The organism is Rheinheimera sp. ATLC3 (assembly GCF_059429535.1).
On sequence record NZ_CM182103.1, the window covers coordinates 4,060,553 to 4,078,310 of the forward strand.

General features: G+C 49.0%; 17 protein-coding genes and 1 riboswitch. Of the genes, 12 read left to right on the forward strand and 5 right to left on the reverse strand.

Annotation, left to right across the window (positions count from 1 at the left end; all coding sequences use genetic code 11):
- Positions 1 to 11: 11 nt before the first annotated feature.
- Complete coding sequence (locus AC5SV9_RS18955; RefSeq protein WP_475150741.1) at positions 12 to 1,421, reverse strand: MFS transporter; 1,410 nt, start codon at positions 1,419 to 1,421, stop codon at positions 12 to 14.
- 45 nt (positions 1,422 to 1,466) lie between these two features.
- Positions 1,467 to 3,515, reverse strand: a complete 2,049-nt coding sequence (gene metG, locus AC5SV9_RS18960; protein ID WP_475150740.1) for a methionine--tRNA ligase — start codon at positions 3,513 to 3,515, stop codon at positions 1,467 to 1,469.
- A gap of 130 nt (positions 3,516 to 3,645) precedes the next feature.
- Between metG and apbC the strand changes: the two genes are divergently transcribed.
- The 4 genes from apbC to AC5SV9_RS18980 all read left to right on the forward strand — a co-directional run bounded on the left by apbC (position 3,646) and on the right by AC5SV9_RS18980 (position 6,947).
- Positions 3,646 to 4,710: an iron-sulfur cluster carrier protein ApbC gene (gene apbC, locus AC5SV9_RS18965; protein ID WP_475150738.1), complete on the forward strand. Its 1,065-nt coding sequence runs from the start codon at positions 3,646 to 3,648 to the stop codon at positions 4,708 to 4,710.
- A gap of 1 nt (position 4,711) precedes the next feature.
- On the forward strand, positions 4,712 to 5,302 hold the full coding sequence (gene dcd / locus AC5SV9_RS18970; RefSeq protein ID WP_475150737.1) for a dCTP deaminase: 591 nt from the start codon (positions 4,712 to 4,714) through the stop codon (positions 5,300 to 5,302).
- Positions 5,303 to 5,475: 173 nt separating this feature from the next.
- Positions 5,476 to 6,375: a DMT family transporter gene (locus tag AC5SV9_RS18975; protein ID WP_475150736.1), complete on the forward strand. Its 900-nt coding sequence runs from the start codon at positions 5,476 to 5,478 to the stop codon at positions 6,373 to 6,375.
- Positions 6,372 to 6,947, forward strand: coding sequence for a glutathione S-transferase family protein (locus AC5SV9_RS18980; protein ID WP_475150735.1), 576 nt, complete (start codon positions 6,372 to 6,374; stop codon positions 6,945 to 6,947). The genes AC5SV9_RS18975 and AC5SV9_RS18980 overlap by 4 nt, the downstream gene beginning before the upstream one ends.
- A 12-nt stretch (positions 6,948 to 6,959) precedes the next feature.
- Here the strand turns inward: AC5SV9_RS18980 and AC5SV9_RS18985 are convergent, their stop codons facing one another.
- A complete protein-coding gene (locus tag AC5SV9_RS18985) occupies positions 6,960 to 7,508 on the reverse strand; it encodes a YaeQ family protein (protein WP_475150733.1) in 549 nt (182 codons plus the stop codon).
- A 149-nt stretch (positions 7,509 to 7,657) separates the two neighbouring features.
- Here AC5SV9_RS18985 and AC5SV9_RS18990 point away from each other — a divergent pair, with 149 nt between their 5' ends.
- The 3 genes from AC5SV9_RS18990 (at position 7,658) to AC5SV9_RS19000 (ending at position 10,436) form a co-directional block, all read left to right on the forward strand.
- Positions 7,658 to 8,938 carry an MgtC/SapB family protein gene (locus tag AC5SV9_RS18990; protein WP_475150732.1) on the forward strand — a complete coding sequence of 427 codons (1,281 nt, stop codon included), beginning with the start codon at positions 7,658 to 7,660 and terminating at the stop codon, positions 8,936 to 8,938.
- Between the two features lie 67 nt (positions 8,939 to 9,005).
- Positions 9,006 to 9,572, forward strand: a complete 567-nt coding sequence (locus tag AC5SV9_RS18995; protein WP_475150730.1) for a hypothetical protein — start codon at positions 9,006 to 9,008, stop codon at positions 9,570 to 9,572.
- A 144-nt stretch (positions 9,573 to 9,716) separates the two neighbouring features.
- Complete coding sequence (locus AC5SV9_RS19000; RefSeq protein ID WP_475150728.1) at positions 9,717 to 10,436, forward strand: MipA/OmpV family protein; 720 nt, start codon at positions 9,717 to 9,719, stop codon at positions 10,434 to 10,436.
- Positions 10,437 to 10,452: 16 nt separating this feature from the next.
- On the opposite strand, the gene AC5SV9_RS19005 is transcribed toward AC5SV9_RS19000, so the two are convergent.
- The gene (locus tag AC5SV9_RS19005) at positions 10,453 to 11,460 is read right to left on the reverse strand and encodes an extracellular catalytic domain type 2 short-chain-length polyhydroxyalkanoate depolymerase (RefSeq protein WP_475150727.1); all 1,008 of its coding nucleotides are present in this window, start codon (positions 11,458 to 11,460) and stop codon (positions 10,453 to 10,455) included.
- Positions 11,461 to 11,699: 239 nt separating this feature from the next.
- Between AC5SV9_RS19005 and AC5SV9_RS19010 the strand changes: the two genes are divergently transcribed.
- From AC5SV9_RS19010 to AC5SV9_RS19030, 5 genes are all read left to right on the forward strand, one after another.
- Positions 11,700 to 12,089, forward strand: a complete 390-nt coding sequence (locus tag AC5SV9_RS19010; RefSeq protein ID WP_475150726.1) for a hypothetical protein — start codon at positions 11,700 to 11,702, stop codon at positions 12,087 to 12,089.
- Between the two features lie 85 nt (positions 12,090 to 12,174).
- Positions 12,175 to 12,355: riboswitch (cobalamin riboswitch) on the forward strand.
- A gap of 75 nt (positions 12,356 to 12,430) precedes the next feature.
- Positions 12,431 to 13,204: an ABC transporter ATP-binding protein gene (locus AC5SV9_RS19015; RefSeq protein ID WP_475150724.1), complete on the forward strand. Its 774-nt coding sequence runs from the start codon at positions 12,431 to 12,433 to the stop codon at positions 13,202 to 13,204.
- Complete coding sequence (locus AC5SV9_RS19020) at positions 13,204 to 14,208, forward strand: FecCD family ABC transporter permease (protein ID WP_475150723.1); 1,005 nt, start codon at positions 13,204 to 13,206, stop codon at positions 14,206 to 14,208. The genes AC5SV9_RS19015 and AC5SV9_RS19020 overlap by 1 nt, the downstream gene beginning before the upstream one ends.
- Before the next feature lie 9 nt (positions 14,209 to 14,217).
- Positions 14,218 to 14,823, forward strand: a complete 606-nt coding sequence (gene cobO / locus AC5SV9_RS19025; protein WP_475150721.1) for a cob(I)yrinic acid a,c-diamide adenosyltransferase — start codon at positions 14,218 to 14,220, stop codon at positions 14,821 to 14,823.
- The gene (locus tag AC5SV9_RS19030; RefSeq protein WP_475150720.1) at positions 14,823 to 15,629 is read left to right on the forward strand and encodes a cobalamin-binding protein; all 807 of its coding nucleotides are present in this window, start codon (positions 14,823 to 14,825) and stop codon (positions 15,627 to 15,629) included. Before cobO ends, AC5SV9_RS19030 begins: the two co-directional genes overlap by 1 nt.
- Here the strand turns inward: AC5SV9_RS19030 and AC5SV9_RS19035 are convergent, their stop codons facing one another.
- A complete protein-coding gene (locus AC5SV9_RS19035) occupies positions 15,630 to 17,636 on the reverse strand; it encodes a serine/threonine-protein kinase (protein ID WP_475150718.1) in 2,007 nt (668 codons plus the stop codon).
- Between the last annotated feature and the right edge of the window lie 122 nt (positions 17,637 to 17,758).

A 17,758-nucleotide genomic window follows, 5' to 3' on the forward strand; every position in this document is an offset into this window, starting at 1 on the left:
GAGAAGCGGCCTTAATCACTTGGCCGCTGTGTCTCTGTCTCGCTGTCTGCTGTAGGGGCATCATCAAAGCCATCGTCCGGTGTTAGCTGTTCAATATCTTCATCGTAGCCAGCGGGCACCTGCTGCCTGGCGGCAACAAAGTCTTCATCCAGCATTTGTGCAGCTACCGTGTCTTCGTCGACACGCGGGTCAAGTGCGGCGGCAAGAGGGGAGGACACTAAATCGCCCGAGCCCATTTTAAACTGCGCATTTTGCTGCTCGTCCATCATGCGTTTTACTTGCTTTTGCGTGTAATTGACTCTTAGCAGGCGCAGGAACAGCGTAAAGGCGCAACAACTGATAAAGGCATATAACATCGAAGGGCCAATCAGCTGCATTAATGTCGACGCGAGCAATGGCCCAAAGCAGGCTCCAAGACCAAAGGTAAGTAAGACTGTCGCTGAAAGTGCGACACGATCATTCTGCTCCACATTCTGATTAGCAAATGCAGATGCGATGGGGTAAAGCGTAAATGCCAGAACGCCGTAGCAAAATGTTGCTATCAGCAGCATGATACCCGTCAATGGCAGTATTGCGATCAGTAGCGTAAGCATCGTCAGTGCGGCAGCATTAAACCGTAAAATGCGGCTACGGGGTATACGATCTGAGATCTTGCCCATCGGCCACTGAGCCAGCAACCCTGCCAGGATAGTCACCGACATAAATAACGTCACCTCTTCTGTCGGCATACCTTTACTGGCGGCATAAGCAGGTGCCAAACCATAAAAAGATCCTGCCATCAACCCTGCTACAGTAATTGCCGTCAGCGACTGCGGCACTTGCTTCCAAAATACAAAGACTTTAAGCGGCGCCGGCTGCAAAGGGGCGGGGTGAATGCGTGTGGTCAACGCAATGGGCACTATACACAGCGAATAACACATGCTGATAATCAGCAGTGGTGCTATACCCAAATCGGGAAACTGGCTTAACATCAGCTGCCCGCCAATCATGCCGAGGTAAGAGGTAATCATATAAAACGCAAACACCGTGCCGCGCTGCGAACTTTCAGTCTGTTCGTTCAACCAGCTTTCCAGCACCATGTACTGGCACATCATGCCCATACCGACGATGATCCGCATCAACAGCCAGACTTCCAGCTGCGATGTTAAAACATGTGTCATGGCGCAGGCACTGACGATAGCAGCGCTGGCCACAAAAGCCCGGATATGTCCGACTCTGGCAATAACCTTATGACCCAGTTTAGAGCCCAGCACCAATCCGAGGTAATAGCACGACATCAGAGCACCAATCCAGACAGAGTCAACCTGCTGCTGAGCCAGTGATAAGCCGAGGTAGGTTGACAGTGAGCCCTGCGCAACCAACATCAGCAAGGTCGTCAGAAATAATGCGGTGAAACTGCGGTAAGGGTGTTTACTGGTCATCCTTTGCCTTTCAAAAAAAGCAGGCAGCCCAGGCTGCCTGAATAATTATTTGACGCGCATACCCGGTTCAGCGCCTTCATCAGGTGACAGAATAAATAACTCACTGCCACCGGGGCCGGCGGCCAGCACCATGCCTTCAGATAAACCAAAACGCATTTTACGCGGAGCCAGGTTGGCAACCATTACGGTAAGGCGGCCTTCCAGTTGCTCGGGACTGTAGGCAGCTTTTATCCCGGCGAAAACCTGGCGCACTTCACCTGCGCCAATATCAAGCTGCAGTTGCACCAGTTTGTCGGCACCTTCAACGGCCTCTGCTTTAACGATACGGGCAACGCGCAGATCAATTTTGGCAAAATCATCAATACTGATGGTCTCTGCAATCGGCTCGCGCTCGCCGCTGGCGGGCTTTTCTGTTTTTGCTGCTTTTGTAGCCGGTTTTTCCGCCGCCGGTTGCAAATTCTCTTTTGATGCTTCCAGCATAGCGGCCACTTTTGCCGGCTCAACGCGTTGCATTAAGGCTTTAAACGGATTAATTGCATGATTGGTCAACGGCTGCTGATAGGTACTCCAGCTCAGCTCACTGTTTAAAAAGGCTTCAGTTTCGCTGGCCATTAATGGCAGCACAGGCTTTAAGTAGTGCATCAATACCCGGAACAGGTTAATACCCATTGAACAGACGTCATGCGCTTCTTGCTGTTTGCTGTCATCTTTCACCAGTACCCAGGGCGCCTTCGCATCAATATATTGGTTAGCTTTATCAGCCAGCGCCATAATGTCACGGATTGCACGGGCGAACTCGCGTTTTTCAAAGCTGTCGGCGATGCTTTCGCCTGCAGCAGTAAATTCGGCCAGCAGCTCAGGTTCAGCCACGTTTGCAGATAATTTGCCATCATAGCGTTTGGTGATAAATCCGGCACAGCGGCTGGCAATATTGACTACTTTGCCGACTAAGTCCGCATTCACTTTCTGGCTGAAATCATCCAGGTTTAAATCGAGATCGGTGATGCTGCTGCTGAGTTTTGACGCAAAGTAGTAGCGCAGGTATTCCGGGTTTAAATGATCCAGATAAGTGCGGGCTTTAATGAAAGTGCCGCGCGACTTTGACATTTTCGCGCCATTTACTGTCACGAAGCCGTGCGCGAAAATAGCATTGGGTTTACGCATACCGGCGCCATGCAGCATAGCTGGCCAGAACAGGCTGTGGAAATAAATGATGTCTTTACCGATAAAGTGATAAACCTCGGCGTCGGAATCCAACTGCCAGAAGCTGTCAAAGTCGATACCTTTTTTATCGCACAGGTTTTTAAAGCTGGCCAGATAGCCGATAGGCGCGTCCAGCCAGACATAGAAAAACTTGCCAGGCGCCCCGGGAATTTCAAAGCCAAAATAAGGCGCATCACGGCTAATGTCCCACATTTGCAGGCCGTCTTTAAACCATTCCTGTAGTTTATTCGCCATTTCATCCTGTAGGCTGCCGCTACGGGTCCAGTCTTGCAGCATCTGACCAAAAGCCGGTAAATCAAAGAAATAATGCTCAGAGTCTTTCAGTACCGGCGTGGCACCGGACACCACAGAGCGGGCATTTTTCACTTCTGTCGGGCTGTAAGTTGCACCACAGACATCGCAGCTATCGCCATTCTGATCTAATGCGCCGCATTTGGGGCAATCGCCTTTAACAAAGCGGTCAGGTAAAAACATCTGCTTTTGCGGGTCGAACAGCTGGCTGATCGTTTTGCGTTTGATATAACCACCAGCATTAAGTTTGTTGTAAATCTGGCTGGCAAAGTCACGGTTTTCATCGCTGTGTGTCGAATGGTAATTGTCAAAGCCAATAGCAAAACCGGCAAAGTCAGCCTGGTGTTCAACATTGGTTTTGGCAATCATTTGCTCAGGTGTAATGCCTTGTTCCTGCGCTTTGAGCATAATTGGTGTGCCATGCGCATCATCAGCACAGACGTAATAACATTCATGGCCGCGGGCTTTTTGAAACCTGGCCCAGATATCGGTTTGAATGTATTCCAGTAAGTGACCGAGGTGGATAGGGCCATTGGCATAGGGTAAAGCGCTGGTTACAAGAATTTTCCGTGTCGACATTAAACGATGCTCTTATACATAAATAACTGAAAAAATTTCGCTAAATGATACACTAGCTGCCATCGATCCGCACCCGCCATCCAGTGGATCCGGTAAAAAAACGCATTAAAATCTGATTCTGGAATTTCTGATGTTCAACTGGTTTAAATCCTCCAAATCTGAGTCGGTACCCGAAGCACTGCTGCATTGGTTACAGCAATGGCAACTACCTGAAAGCGGTGCGCCGTTATCGTTAATATTACAAACTGTCAGCTTGAATAAAAATGTACTGCAGGTTCAGTTAAAACTACCACTGGCGTCAGTAACTGCTGCGTTGCAGCAAGCGCTTCACGATGCAGGCTTTGCATACAAGGTGCAAATTGGCTACCAGTCAGAAGTGGATGCTGCCTTTAAAAATATTAAGCATATCGTGCTGATAGCCTCTGGTAAGGGAGGAGTGGGTAAATCAACTACTGCCGTGAATATTGCTGCAGCTCTGGCGCTGGAGGGGGCCCAAGTGGGATTGCTGGATGCGGATATTTACGGCCCGTCTATACCGACAATGCTGGGGTTAAGCGGAGAGAAAATTACCTCGCCGGATAACAAATTGATGCAGCCTAAATTTGCCCACGGCGTGCACCTTCAGTCTATCGGATTTCTGGTTGACCCTTTGCAGGCCTCGGTTTGGCGCGGGCCAATGGCCAGTCAGGCGCTGCTACAACTACTCAATGAAACGTTGTGGCCACAGCTGGATTATCTGATTGTTGATATGCCGCCCGGCACCGGGGATATTCAGCTGACCATGGCGCAAAAGCTGCCTGTTACTGCTGCGGTAGTGGTCACGACGCCACAGGATGTTGCACTTGCTGATGCGCAAAAAGCCATCAGTATGTTTCGCCAGGTTAATATTCCAATTGCCGGCCTGATTGAAAATATGAGCTTTTATCTGTGTGGTCATTGTGGCGCACGTGATGATATTTTTGGCACAGAAGGTGGCGTGTTGCTGGCTGAGCGTTACCAGGTGCCGGTACTTGGCCAGTTACCTCTGCAAAAGCAAATCCGCGAGCAGGCTGATCTGGGCATGCCTGTTGTACTAAAAGAGCAGCCAGTGGCACAAATTTACCGTACAATCAGCCGGCAATTGATACTGGCTTTACATTGGCAAACCTCTGTACAGCAGGCAAGCCAGCCTGAAATTATTATAACGGACGATTAAGATGAGATTGTGTGACCGCGATATAGAACGCCATTTAGCTGAAGGTAAAATTAAAATTGAGCCTATGCCAGACACCGATATGATCAGCGGCGTCAGTGTGGATATCCGCCTTGGCAACAAGTTCCGTGTTTTTCAGGCGCATGCCGCACCCTATATCGATTTAAGTGGCCCAAGAGCCGAAGTAGACAAAGCACTCAACAGTGTGATGAGTGACGAAATTTACATCGCGGACGGCGATAAATTTATTCTACACCCCGGTGAGCTGGCACTGGCCATGACGCTGGAGTCCGTCACGCTGCCCGCTGATATCGTGGGTTGGCTTGATGGCCGTTCATCACTGGCGAGGTTGGGTTTGATGGTACATGTTACCGCACATCGTATTGACCCGGGCTGGTCAGGCAACATTGTGTTGGAGTTTTATAACAGTGGGAAATTGCCGCTGGCGCTTCGGCCAAAAATGAAAATTGGTGCCCTGAACTTTGAACTGATGACAGGTGCGGCAGAGCGACCTTATAACAAACGTCTGGATGCAAAGTATCAGCAACAAACGGGCGCAGTAGCCAGTCGAATTGGTCATGATGACAAAAGCTGAGCTGTGCAGCCTGCAAAGTAAAAAGCCCACGCAAAAACGTGGGCCGAAAGCTATAAAGCAAAAATGAAGCGGGATGATTATGCAATAAAGTTGCATAGCTTGGCAATGTGGTGTTGTAAATAATTCCGCCTGTTTACAGCATAATTGGTTAAAAACACTGTTTGGAGGCAAAGTTGGGGCCTGGTAGTATCGTTCGTTTGTTATCTCTTGCGGCTATCTGGGGCGCTTCTTTCTTGTTTATGCGAATTGCCGTGCCGGAGCTCGGGCCTGCCTGGTTGATGTTTGGCCGGGTATTGTCGGCAGCTGTCTTTCTGGCGCTGGTTGCGCTGGTGTTAAAACGCGGATTGCCACTTCGGGCTCATGCAGCACATTTTATGATACTGAGCTTTTTCAATACCGCTCTGCCGTTTTTATTGTTTGCCTTTGCTGCACAGACATTAACGGCCTCGTTGCTTGCCGTACTGAATGCCACTGCGCCTTTATGGGGCGCTGTTATCGGCTGGCTGTTCTTTCGCCAGACAATGTCTTTGCGACTGGCTGCAGGGCTGGTTTTGGGTATAGTGGGTGTTGCCGTGCTTGTTGGCTTTGATGCCGTGGTGTCGGATGCTTCAGCTATTCCGGCGATCGTCGCTGCTGCCAGCGCGGCTTGCTGTTACGGTATTGCAACCTGGTACACCCGGCTGGCGAAGCCGGTGCCGGCTTTTATCAACGCTCATGGCAGTATGTGGGGCGCCAGTTTATGGCTACTGCCATTGTTATGGTTTATCCCGTTGCCGGTTGCGGAGCCGGCAAACCACAGCTTACTGGCTGTGCTGGCGCTTGGCATTGTTTGTACCGGTATTGCCTATCTGTTGTACTTTCGTTTGGTACAGGATTTAGGCGCAACGCCAACCCTTACCGTGACTTTTTTGATCCCGGTATTTGGCGTACTGTGGGGCCATATCTTTTTGCATGAACAGATCGGCTGGCATACGCTGGCAGGTGCCGCCTCTGTCATTGTCGGTACTGCGCTGGTCAGCGGTTTTAGTATCCAATCTTTACGCGCTCCGGCGCCTGTTAAGGAGCAAGCATGAAACTTTATGGTTCACAAACATCACCTTATGTACGGCGGATCCGCCTACTGCTGGCCGGTACACCGCATGAGTTTGTTAATTTAAACATTTTCTCAGGAGCTGGACGTGAGACGCTTGCAGCTATTAACCCTGCACTGCGTATACCCATGCTGGAAGACGGCGACCGTGCTATCTTCGACTCTGGTGTAATATACCGTTACCTCGCAGCTAAGCTGGGATTAGCTGCCCTGAGCTGGTATCAGGAAAACCAGTTGACGGTGATTAACGCAGTCAACGATTCTCTGGTGATGCTGCTGCAGTGTAACCGCAGTGGTTTTGATACCAATGACGATAAACTGTTTTTTAATCTGCAACGTGAACGGGTGGCAACATCCCTGTTTGTATTAGAGCAGCAGGCCGCCAACGGCGAGTTTGCCAGCTGGGACTACGTTGCGATGTCATTATACAGCCTGATTGATTGGACCCTGTTTCGTGAACTTATTGAGCTGGATGACTATCCTGCGTTGCTAACTTTTGCGAACAGTAATCGACAGCAAGCGATGATAAATGAAACGGATCCGCGCCTGGGGTAGGCGCGGCGATGCTCATTGCGCTGCTTTTAGCAGCACAGGCTCAATCAGTACACTCTGCTCCTGATTTGATAGCCAGATCTGGCCTTCGCTGATATTGCACTGCAACTGCATGGTGCGGTCAACCAGCCTGGCCATCGCTTTAACCGCTTCTTCCGGTATGTCGATAACTTTCAGGTTACTGTAACGCTCCAGTGCTTGCTGATTGTTTTTCCACCATACCGGTACGCTTCTGCCACCATAACAAAATAACTGTACCTGTCTGGCTCGGCCAGCCGCTTTGCGTAACCACTTTTCGTCGCTCTGTCCGAACTCAACCCAAAGCTCTATCTCTTTGGCCAGTGTGGTATCCCACAGTTCCGGCTCATCATCTTCTGCACTTAAGCCTTTTGTGAAGGCGAGCGTTGGGCTGGCATTAAGGGCAAAGGCAAGCAGGCGCACCATCATGCGTTCGTTATTTTCTGAAGGATGCTGTGCAAGCGTCAGACTGTGATCCTGATAATAGTGTCTGTCCATATCTGCTATTTGCAGCTGAACTTTAAAAACAGTGGCTTTTAATGCCATAAATAAACCTGCGTTGAGCCTTGGGGCACAGAGTGTACCGCGTTCGGTGTAGCGGCTCAATTTCGGGTTACGTTTGATACACTGACATTGAAGGATAAATTACGCTATGCTGATGCCAGATTTAGCTAAACAACTGAGTTAACGTTAAAATGTCAGAGTTTGACTTTGCAATGGTGCAGAACTTTTTAATCGCATTATTGCTTGGCGCCCTGGTAGGGGTTGAGCGGGAAAAACACAGGCGTAACGAACATCCCGGTAATTTTGGTGGCCTTCGAACCTATATTTTATTTGCGCAGGCAGGCGCTATTTCCGCCTGGCTATCCTTGCATCTGCAGTCGCCCTGGCTTTTTGTCATCACGGTGTTGATTGTCGCACTGGCGGTTATTGCCGCCTACGTGCTGGAGAACCAACGTACGGCGGCTTCTCCAGGCCTTACCAGTGAAATAAGTGCTATTACCGTGTGCCTGCTCGGCGGCGCCATTATGTTTGGCTATGCAGAGCTGGCGGTGATGCTGGGTATTCTGACGTCTGCCATTTTAACCTTTAAACAACCGCTGCATGGGTTGGTGGCCAAAATTGATATTGATGACATGTATGCCGGATTAAAGCTGCTGATTGCCAGTTTTATTGTGCTGCCACTGCTACCTAACCATGCGATTGACCCGTGGCAGGCGCTTAATCCGTACCGGCTATGGTTACTCGTGATCCTGATATCATCTATGTCGTTGCTGGGCTACATAGCGGTGCGTTGGCTTGGTACCGCGCATGGAACTGTGGTGACAGGTATAAGTGGCGGACTGGCATCATCCACCGCCGCCACACTGAGCTTCGCCCGCAGTAGTAAACTACAAAGTGATCCTTTGGCTGCCGATACGCAGGCGTGTGGTGTTTTATTAGCCTGGCTGGTGATGTTTATCCGTGTACTGGTCACGGTAGCTATTGTGTATCAACCGTTACTGGCGCCGTTATTGCTGCCATTTACCACTATGGCTGTAATCACAGCTGTTATGGCTGGTATGTATTACTGGCTTGGTAATCGACGTTATATTTCGCCACAGCACAGCGAACTGAAAGTTAGTAACCCCTTTAGCCTGGTCGCGGCAATCAAATTTGGTGTTTTGTTTGCGGTGATACTGCTGCTGGTAAAGCTTACTGAACAATATGCGGCAGCAGAAGGCTTATACATACTGGCTGCTGTCGCGGGTATTACGGATGTCGATGCAGTAACCTTGTCTATGACAGATTATGCGAGGCGTTTGCCTGATGCGTTGGCAGTAGCTTCAGCCGGCGTGACGATAGCGGCGCTTAGCAACACTGTAGTCAAATGTATGCTGGTGTTCGTGCTTGGCAGCAGGGTGTTGGCAAACAAGCTGCTCATCGCTACGCTGGTTATCCTGTCTGGTGGCTTAACGGCACTGTTTTTCAGCTGAAAGTTATTTCAGGTTGGGTTAAGCCTGGCTTTGTTCTGATGCAGCTAAAATGTGTTCTGGAGGCTCTATGTTTACTGTGAAAACTATTACAGCGCTTACTCTGGTTGCTTGTGTTTCTGCTCCGGTGGCGGCTGAGACGTTACTTACCGATCACAATCTGGATCAGCTTGAGCTACTGATCCCCAAATTACAGCAGCTACAGCAAAGGCCGCAAAATAATCAATTTAAGCTGCAGCAGCATTGTGACTGGTCAAAGCATTACCAGCAATTAAGTGCGCAGGAAAAAGACAAAAACTATCAAAAACAAATTGAACAGCTGGTTAAGCAACATGGTTTTACGCCGCAGCAATTTGTTGAGCTAAGTGCAAAAGTAAGCTGGCCGGTACTGGACAGTATCCAACCGGCATTACAGGTATCGCAGCAGGCATTGATGTTTGTGCCGGCAGCGCAGCGGCAAAATGCAGAAAAAAGTATCAAGCGGGGGCAGCAGTATTATCAGACGTTGACAAGCTGCCTGACAGCAGAAGATAAAACTGCGCTGGCCAGACACAATGGCAGAATCATGCAAATTGCTAAACAACTTGGTGGGGTAGAGCAGTTACTGCCAGCGGGTGTGTCCAATCAGGGGCATTAGCAGTGCCGTATCAATACCATTAATCACAGAAATAAAATGGTAAATATTTTATGTTGTGATGCTTCAACTGAATTATTCACGGCAAACAAAGGTTATATGATGACGCGTAATTATTTTGTTTCTTGCTCTGCTCTGGTGTTAGCAATGACGGTGGCGTGCAGTAATGTTGCTGCAGCAGAGGAAACCCCCAACGGTTTTCTTTACGGCGTAGGCGTTGGCGTTGGCGTTAATCAGGAAATTTATCGCGGTTACAGCAGCCGTACCATACCTTTGCCGATACTGGGGTATCGGGGTGAAAAGCTGTCGGTATACGGTCCTTTTGTCAGCTATCAGTTGGCTGAGCTTGGTAATTTCAGCGTGAGTGCAAAATTGGCGCCGCGTTTTGATGGCTTCGACTCGTCTGACAGTACGGTATTTACCGGAATGGCGAAGCGCAAAGATTCGCTGGATGGTGGTATAGCGGTTCAGCTGCGCCAGCAAGACTGGTTGCTCGAAGCAGATACCGTATTTGATTTGCTTGGCAATTCCAACGGCCAGGAATCGACACTGGCGGTAAGTTATAACTACCGCTTTAATGCTGTAGTGGTTGAACCTAAATTTGCGGTGAGTTATGCCGACAGTGACCTGGTTGATTATTATTATGGTGTTCGCGAAGATGAAGCCATTGCCGGGCGCTCTGCTTATAGTGCTGATGGCGTTTGGAATTATTCTGCGGGTTTAGCCGTTAGTACGCCGCTATTTTTCGGTGGTATGACGCGGCTTGGCATTGAGCACAAATGGTATGGTAGTAGTATCAGTGACAGCCCGTTAACCGATCGTGATACCGGGCTGTCAGCCTTTATTTCCTGGTCGCGCTTTTTCTAAGCGTCGTTACTTAGAATTACCCCGGCTTGTGCAGTAAAGCTTGTACTAACTGGTGCACGGCTTGTAACTGAGGACCGATAGCTGTTGCGTAATCGGCACCGGTATAACCCCACCAATCCCAGCAGGCATTGGGGTTGAACGGGTTTATATTACTGGCCTGCGTTTGTGGATACACGATAACTATGTTGTTGGTATCAGCATAGTTATTTAATCCTGTGCCAGTGACGTAGGCATCGCCTACGTTGTCAGCATTTTGCCTGCAACCATGAAAACTGACATGCAGCTGACAGGGTTCACCGCCAGCACAGTGCTGCGGGATATATAAATAACCGGTTTTAGCCAGAGTGGTTGTCGCTGCTGTGGATAATTGGTGTTGATTTATCTCGACGAGCTCACCGGTTGTTGTCGCAGCTTTAGGTTTAATGTCGCCGATTAAGTGGTTAAGCAGAGCGCCTGCAGCATCGTAGTTGCAACTTGCCAGATACGGTGGCTCTGACTGGCTGCAACTTCCCAGATCAGTGCGGTCTGTCGGAAAGGTATGCGCGAACGCTTTGTCATCAACGAACACGATATTCTCTGGTTTAACCCATTGCTGGTACTGCTGGAAAAGCAGGGCGCCCAGCTTTGGTTGTACTGTCTTATCTTCAGTGCCGTTAAGAATCCATATCTTATCATTGGCCTGAGCGCTGAGCGGGGCCAGTTTGTCAGCTTCACGCGCTGTAGTAAGGTATTGTTCTATTGCCGTAAGATCTGGCGCACTGGTGTCTTTATTAAAGCAATGCTCCAATGCCAGTCCGAGACTGTTTTGCGCGCAGTACACAGGCCCACCGGCTAACATGGCCACACCTTTGACCTGGCTGGCAAATGCCTGATGATATTGGCCAGCCATATAAGCTCCGCTGGACAAACCTGATACGGTAATAGTGTCATTCAGGTTTAGCGTGCTGATAGCTGAATCGTTGTTTGCCAGAACACATGCGGACTGGGCCGACAGCAACAGGACGGTCAGAGTGACAAAGCGCATAAAAACTCCGTAACAAAATGGGATGACATTAAATGTTGCATATAAGTAATGATGCGGCAATAAGGCTTTAGTACAGGCAGATGAGCGTAGCTGTCGATAATGGCAGAGTGTTATTTGCTGATACCAGGTTAGCTTATTTACATAATATGATGCATTGCTTTTTAGCATCTTAACGTTGCAAAACACCGGCTTTGTGGTTAGATTGAATAGCATCGCAAGCTGAACAACAGGAAGTCATAATGAAAAAATGGGCAAGTGCAATTATTGCGGCAACGGTGTTTTCCACAGCTGCAATGGCGAATACTCAGGATTATAAACTGGTAACTGTTGCCGGTTATCTGAATTTTTATCTGCTGAACCTTAATGCCTGTGAGGACTTCCACCCGGCGGTGCGATCAGCTGCTTACGATGCTGAAAAAAATCTGTATCCGTTTCTGGATAAACTTAGCACCAAGATGGATAAAACCGGTTCAGATAAGAAAATGGTATCTGATATCGTGATGAAAAGACGCAGTATGCTTAACGCACAAATTGCCGATGGCGATTTCACTATTGAACACTGTCAGGCGATTGTCAAAATATTAAACGAAGACGGTCTGGATAAAACGCTGTTAAGTGCACTCGAATAGCCAACAGCACAATATTCAATCCTGATAACAAAACCGCCGGCATTAAGCCGGCGGTTTTGTTATGCCTGAGCAGATATATTTCTGTTACACTGTGGCGTGCTTTAGGGCGGGTTGATACCCGCCAGCCAGGGAAGCAGGTGAGAGGCCTGCACTGTACCCGCAACTGTAAGATGTGCTGCAATCTGTAACCACTGGCTTTGCGCCGGGAAGGGTGATTGTGGGCTATCACATCAAGTCAGGATACCTGCTTAAGCCTAGTGTTATGCCTCTGTGCGGGAGTTCACAGCAGCGCCATGCCATGCTCATAGCAGGCCGGCGGCTGCCTTTGTCAGGAGTCGGTTTTGCTGAATGTATCTGCGATTTCTCTTCGCTTAGACAATAAGCCTATTTTGCAGAATATTAGTTTTTCACTGCAGCCTGGTGAGTTTGTTGGTGTTATCGGGCCAAATGGTGCCGGTAAAAGTAGCCTGTTGCGTTTGTTATGTAACCATCATACTGCAGACAGCGGCACTATACTGCTGCGGAAAATACCCGTGCAGCAATATAGTGCGGCAAAGCTGGCGCGCACTGTGGCTGTTGTTAGTCAGAACTTGTCTCCGCTGTTCAGTTTAACTGTGCAACAGGTCGCCGCTATGGGGCTTTTGCCCCGTAAAAGCTGGTTTGAACTTAATAACAGTGAAGATGACGAGTGTATAAGTCAGGCGTTACAAAAAGTAGGGCTGGAACATAAAACAACGCAACAGGTTGATACGCTGTCAGGTGGTGAGCTGCAGCGACTTTATATTGCACGTGCTTTGGTGCAGCAGCCAGCCATATTACTGCTTGATGAACCCACGAACCATCTGGACGTAAAGTTTCAACATCAGATATTACAGCTGGTACGCAATCTGGGTATTCCGGCTTTGGCATGCCTGCACGACTTAAATCTTGCGGCAATGTACTGCGATAAGCTGTTACTACTTGACCAGGGAGTACAGTGTGGTTTTGGCCCACCAGACCAGGTACTGACCGAATCCATATTACAGCCGGTTTTTGGGATGAGCTGCCATACCTATTTGCATCCACAGTTGCAAAAGCTTCAACTCACCTTTTTGCCTGATGATGGAGGTCGTTGATGTTAAGACGTCGTTATGGCCGAACTATGACGGGCGCTGTTATTTTGCTGTTAGTGAGCGTGCTGTTAAGCCTGACTTTTGGCAGCGTTAAGTTAAGTATCCGTGAGGTGTTTTATTTACTGGCCGGCCAGGGCTTTAACCTGCCAATTAATGCAGAGCTGTTAAATACAATCGTCTGGCAGATAAGACTGCCCCGCATACTGACCGCCGTATTAGTGGGGGCTGGCCTGGCGATTTGTGGCGCTATTTTGCAAAACGCCAGCCGCAATCCGCTTGCCGATCCTTATTTATTTGGTTTGATGGCTGGTGCCGGTTTGGGAGCGACACTTGTCAGTGTTGTGTTACCACCTCAGATGGTGAGTATGGCTTTGGGGGCGTTTGCAGGTGCACTGTTTGCCGTGGCGCTGGTATTTGCTGTGTGCGCAGGCCAGCGCTGGCGTAAAGTAGAGACTACGTTGCTGGCAGGTGTTGCCGTGTCTTTTATGCTCAGTGCAATAAGTAGCTTTATTTTGTATTTTGCCGAGCCATTTGCAGCTAACCGCATTATGTTCTGGCTGATGGGGAGTTTAAGCCGCACAGACTGGCACAGCGTTGCGCTGTTGGCACCGGTGACGTTAATAGTACTGCTGTTGGCACTGGCGCTTCGCAGACAGCTGGATGCGTTACTATTTAGTGATGAAAGTGCACGTACGCTTGGTGTTAATACATTACGGTTGCGTTTGACATTGTTACTGGCAACGGCGTTACTGACCGCATGTATCGTATCGCAATGCGGAGGCATAGCCTTTGTCGGTCTGATGGTGCCACATATTGTCAGGCATTTTTTTGGTGTGACGTCGGTGCGCTTGTTATTGGGCTCGGCAGTGGTTGGTGCCTTGTTTATGATTTGGGTTGATAATCTGGCCCGCTTAATTTTGCCGCAGCAGGAAATTCCACTGGGGGTTATTACCTCGCTGGCTGGCAGCGTATTCTTTTTACTTATAATGCGCCGGCAACGGCTATAGCGATAACTTATGAGCTCAGAACAGCAGAAACAACAACGTCACCGTGAAAGGCAACAGCGCCTGAAAGTGCAGGTTGACAGCGCCATCGCTGCAGCAACAGAAGACAAGGGTTTATTACTGGTAATAACCGGTAACGGCAAGGGAAAATCAACGTCAGGTTTTGGTACTGTCGCCCGCGCAGTCGGGCATGGTCAGAAAGCCGCCGTAGCTCAGTTTATAAAAGGAAACTGGGATTGTGGCGAACGTAACTTGTTGCAACAACACGGTGTGCAATTCGCAGTTATGGCTACCGGCTTTACCTGGGATACACAGGATAAGGCGGCTGACATAGCGGCAGCGGAGCACGTGTGGCAGCAGGCAGAACAGTTTTTGGCTGATGATTCTGTAGATCTGGTGCTGCTTGACGAGCTCACTTATATGATTAGTTATCATTACATCGAACTGGAACGGATAGAGCGGGCATTGATGTCTCGTCCAGAGACTCAGCATGTGGTAATAACAGGCCGAGCCTGCCACCGGCGATTGATTGAACTGGCAGATACTGTCAGTGAAGTACAAAATGTAAAGCATGCGTTTGACCGCGGTGTCAAAGCTCAAAAGGGAGTGGATTGGTGATGCGCTGGTTGGTGTTGGTATTGTTGTTCAACAGTGGCTTAGCGTTAGCGCAGCAGCGCATTGTTGCATTAGCCCCGCATATTACTGAAATGTTGTATGCCATTGGCGCCGGAGACAGATTGGTTGCGGTAAGTGATTACAGTGACTATCCCGAGCAGGCTGCCGACCTTCCCAGTGTGGCAAATTATGCCAGCATTAATATTGAAGCCGTATTGGCGTTACAGCCAGATCTGGTTATTGCCTGGCGTACCGGCAATCCGCAGGCCGATATTAAACGTCTGCAGCAGCTGGGGATCAAAGTTGCATTCTCTGATCCGCTGACTTTGGACGATATTGCTGAAGAACTCGTGATGCTGGGTGAGCTGACCGGCTTACAGCCCCAGGCACAGCAGCAGGCTGAGCAATTTAAGGCGCAGTTGAACCAACTGAGGCAGCAATATCAGCATAAAACGCCGGTAACGGTTTTTTTTGCTATGGGAACCACGCCGTTAAGCACAGTAGCGAATAATGCCTGGCCGCAACAGATATTAGCGCTGTGCCGGGCAGAAAATCCGTTTTCAAAAGTGAAAGGTGATTATCCGCAAGTGGGTATTGAGCAAGTGTTACTGACGCAGCCTGAGGTGATTATTCAGCCTGCAGGCCAGGGGCGCAGTGCCGATTTTCGCTTTTGGAAGACATTTCAGACCTTGCCCGCAGTGAAATCTGAACATTTTTTAACCGTAAATGCAGATTATCTGTTTCGTACTACCCCCCGCACACTGCTTGGTATTAAGCAACTTTGTCAGGGGGTAGATAATTACCGCTGATCAGCTTGCAATACTACTCATCAGTTCATTAGCCCGGCGCATTAAGCGCTCAGCCGTACGCACCTGATTCGATTGCAGTAGCTCGCCCGAAAGGCTTAAATATTTATCTGCCAGTTTTCGCCGCAGCGAAACATGCAGCGAGAAGTCTGTTGGCACCAGACTATTGTATTGTTGCAGCTTGTCATAAACAGCGTCGACGTCTGCCGCTTTAATGCTGGCGCCAAGCTCATTCTCGAGCAATGAGAAGCTGTGCTGGTAAAATACTTCAGCAGCCTGATACGGAAACTCAGCGTCATTGCCTGACGCAACACTTTGTTCATATAGTGTCATGGCATCCACAGCTGCTGCGAGTTGCTGCCCCTGCGTAACCAACGGTGCTGTCAGCTCATTACTCGCAAACAGCAGCTGACCCACTTTAATCAGCTGTTGTAAGGCCTGCGCATTATTCGTTGCAACAGCGTCGTTAAATGCACTGATATAAGCATCACTCTCTTCACTATCCGGTATGATTTTGTAGCGGCCATCTATACGCTGAAGCTCGGTGTGTATAGTAAATGGATCCGGTGCATCACTTTGCACCTGATATTGCTGATTAATCAATAACTGATTAAGCTGGGCACGCAGCACTTCAATAGCGGTTTGTTTACTGCGCTGCATATTACTGCTGAGCTCAGCCAGATAATGCGAGTCAGGGTATAAGGTTTTAGCTTGTGCCAGAATCCGCTCTATTTCCGGATAATTGGGGTAGGTGAAACTTCTGTCACTGATAAGTTGATCAACTTGTTGCTCAAAATGGTTCAGAATACGATTTTGCTGCAAGCGAAGCAGGGCTTCGTGCGGTATTGCCCGCTCGGTTGACTCAGACACTGCCGCAAGTACCTCGGCCGGCGAGGCATCAAACAGCTGTTGATACTGTTGCTGCTGCGCGTCGAGCAATGCCGTTTTCTGTTCAAACTGTTCCACTGCACGTTGCTGCTGCTGATAATAATGCCAGCCACCCCAGGCGAGCATTATAACCGCTGCTGCAACAGCTGCAGATGCCCATAGCTGCTGCGTAAAGCGTTGCATCAGCTCTGTGATAGAGGTGTTGCGTAGTTTTGGGTCAAACTGTAACGCCCGTTTAAGCGTAATCCACTGTAACAGGTTGATATGTGCCGGCTTTGTCGCTTGCCTATTCTGTGCCGCAGCTTTATCGGCAGGTAGGCGTTCGAATGGGTGTTTACTGGTCAGTAGTTCGTAACTTAAGCAAGCGAATGAGAATAGATCATCAGCAACACAGGGAGTATTCCCAGCCAAAAGCTGGGGACTGGCATAAGCTGGCGTGTAGCCGCTTAGCGGCGCAGTCTGACTTTGCTGCTCAGCAGCATAGATATCGTGATTCAGTTGTAGCGTTTGCGACACGCCAAAATCCAGCACTTTTACGACACCCGCACGGTTGACCATAATATTGGCTGGCTTCAGATCCGCATGTACGATACCTATCTGGTGCGCATAGTTTAGCGCCTGCGCGATCTGTTGCAGCAAATTGCAAGCAGACTTTAACGGTAAACCTTTGGGTTTATACCGTTTAATCACCTGCTCAAGGCTCTCGCCGTCAAGAAACTCCATCACAATAAAATGGTGGTGTTGATCACTATCTACGTCAAACACCCGCACTATATTCGGATGTGAAAGTTGCTGTGTTTTATGTGCTTCCTGCAGCAGGAGTTGCAGTGCTTCGGGTTGGTTAACATATTGTGGCTGAAGCACCTTAATAGCGACAGTGCAGTCTGCCACGCCTGCTTTCTGTAAAAAGGTATCCGTAGCCCGATAGATATCGCTCATACCGCCGGAGCCAATTTTACTCTCCAGTAAGTAACGCTGTTTTATCAGCATTCCATCGGCTACTGCTGTCTGTGACGCGGTGGCTATCGGGCTTTGTGGTTTGCTTGCCTTCACTGCATAGCGTGTTTTATCAGCATCGTCTGCTGGTGTCTCTTGTACACTGGCCGGTTCCTGAACAGTCATATTCTACTCCTTGTTAAGCATGGCAGCAGTGGATGTTACCTTTTCAATCTTAAATAATTGTCAATTATTTCACAATAAAGGCAGGTTATCACGCTATTGTTTGCCTTATTGTTAATTAGGTG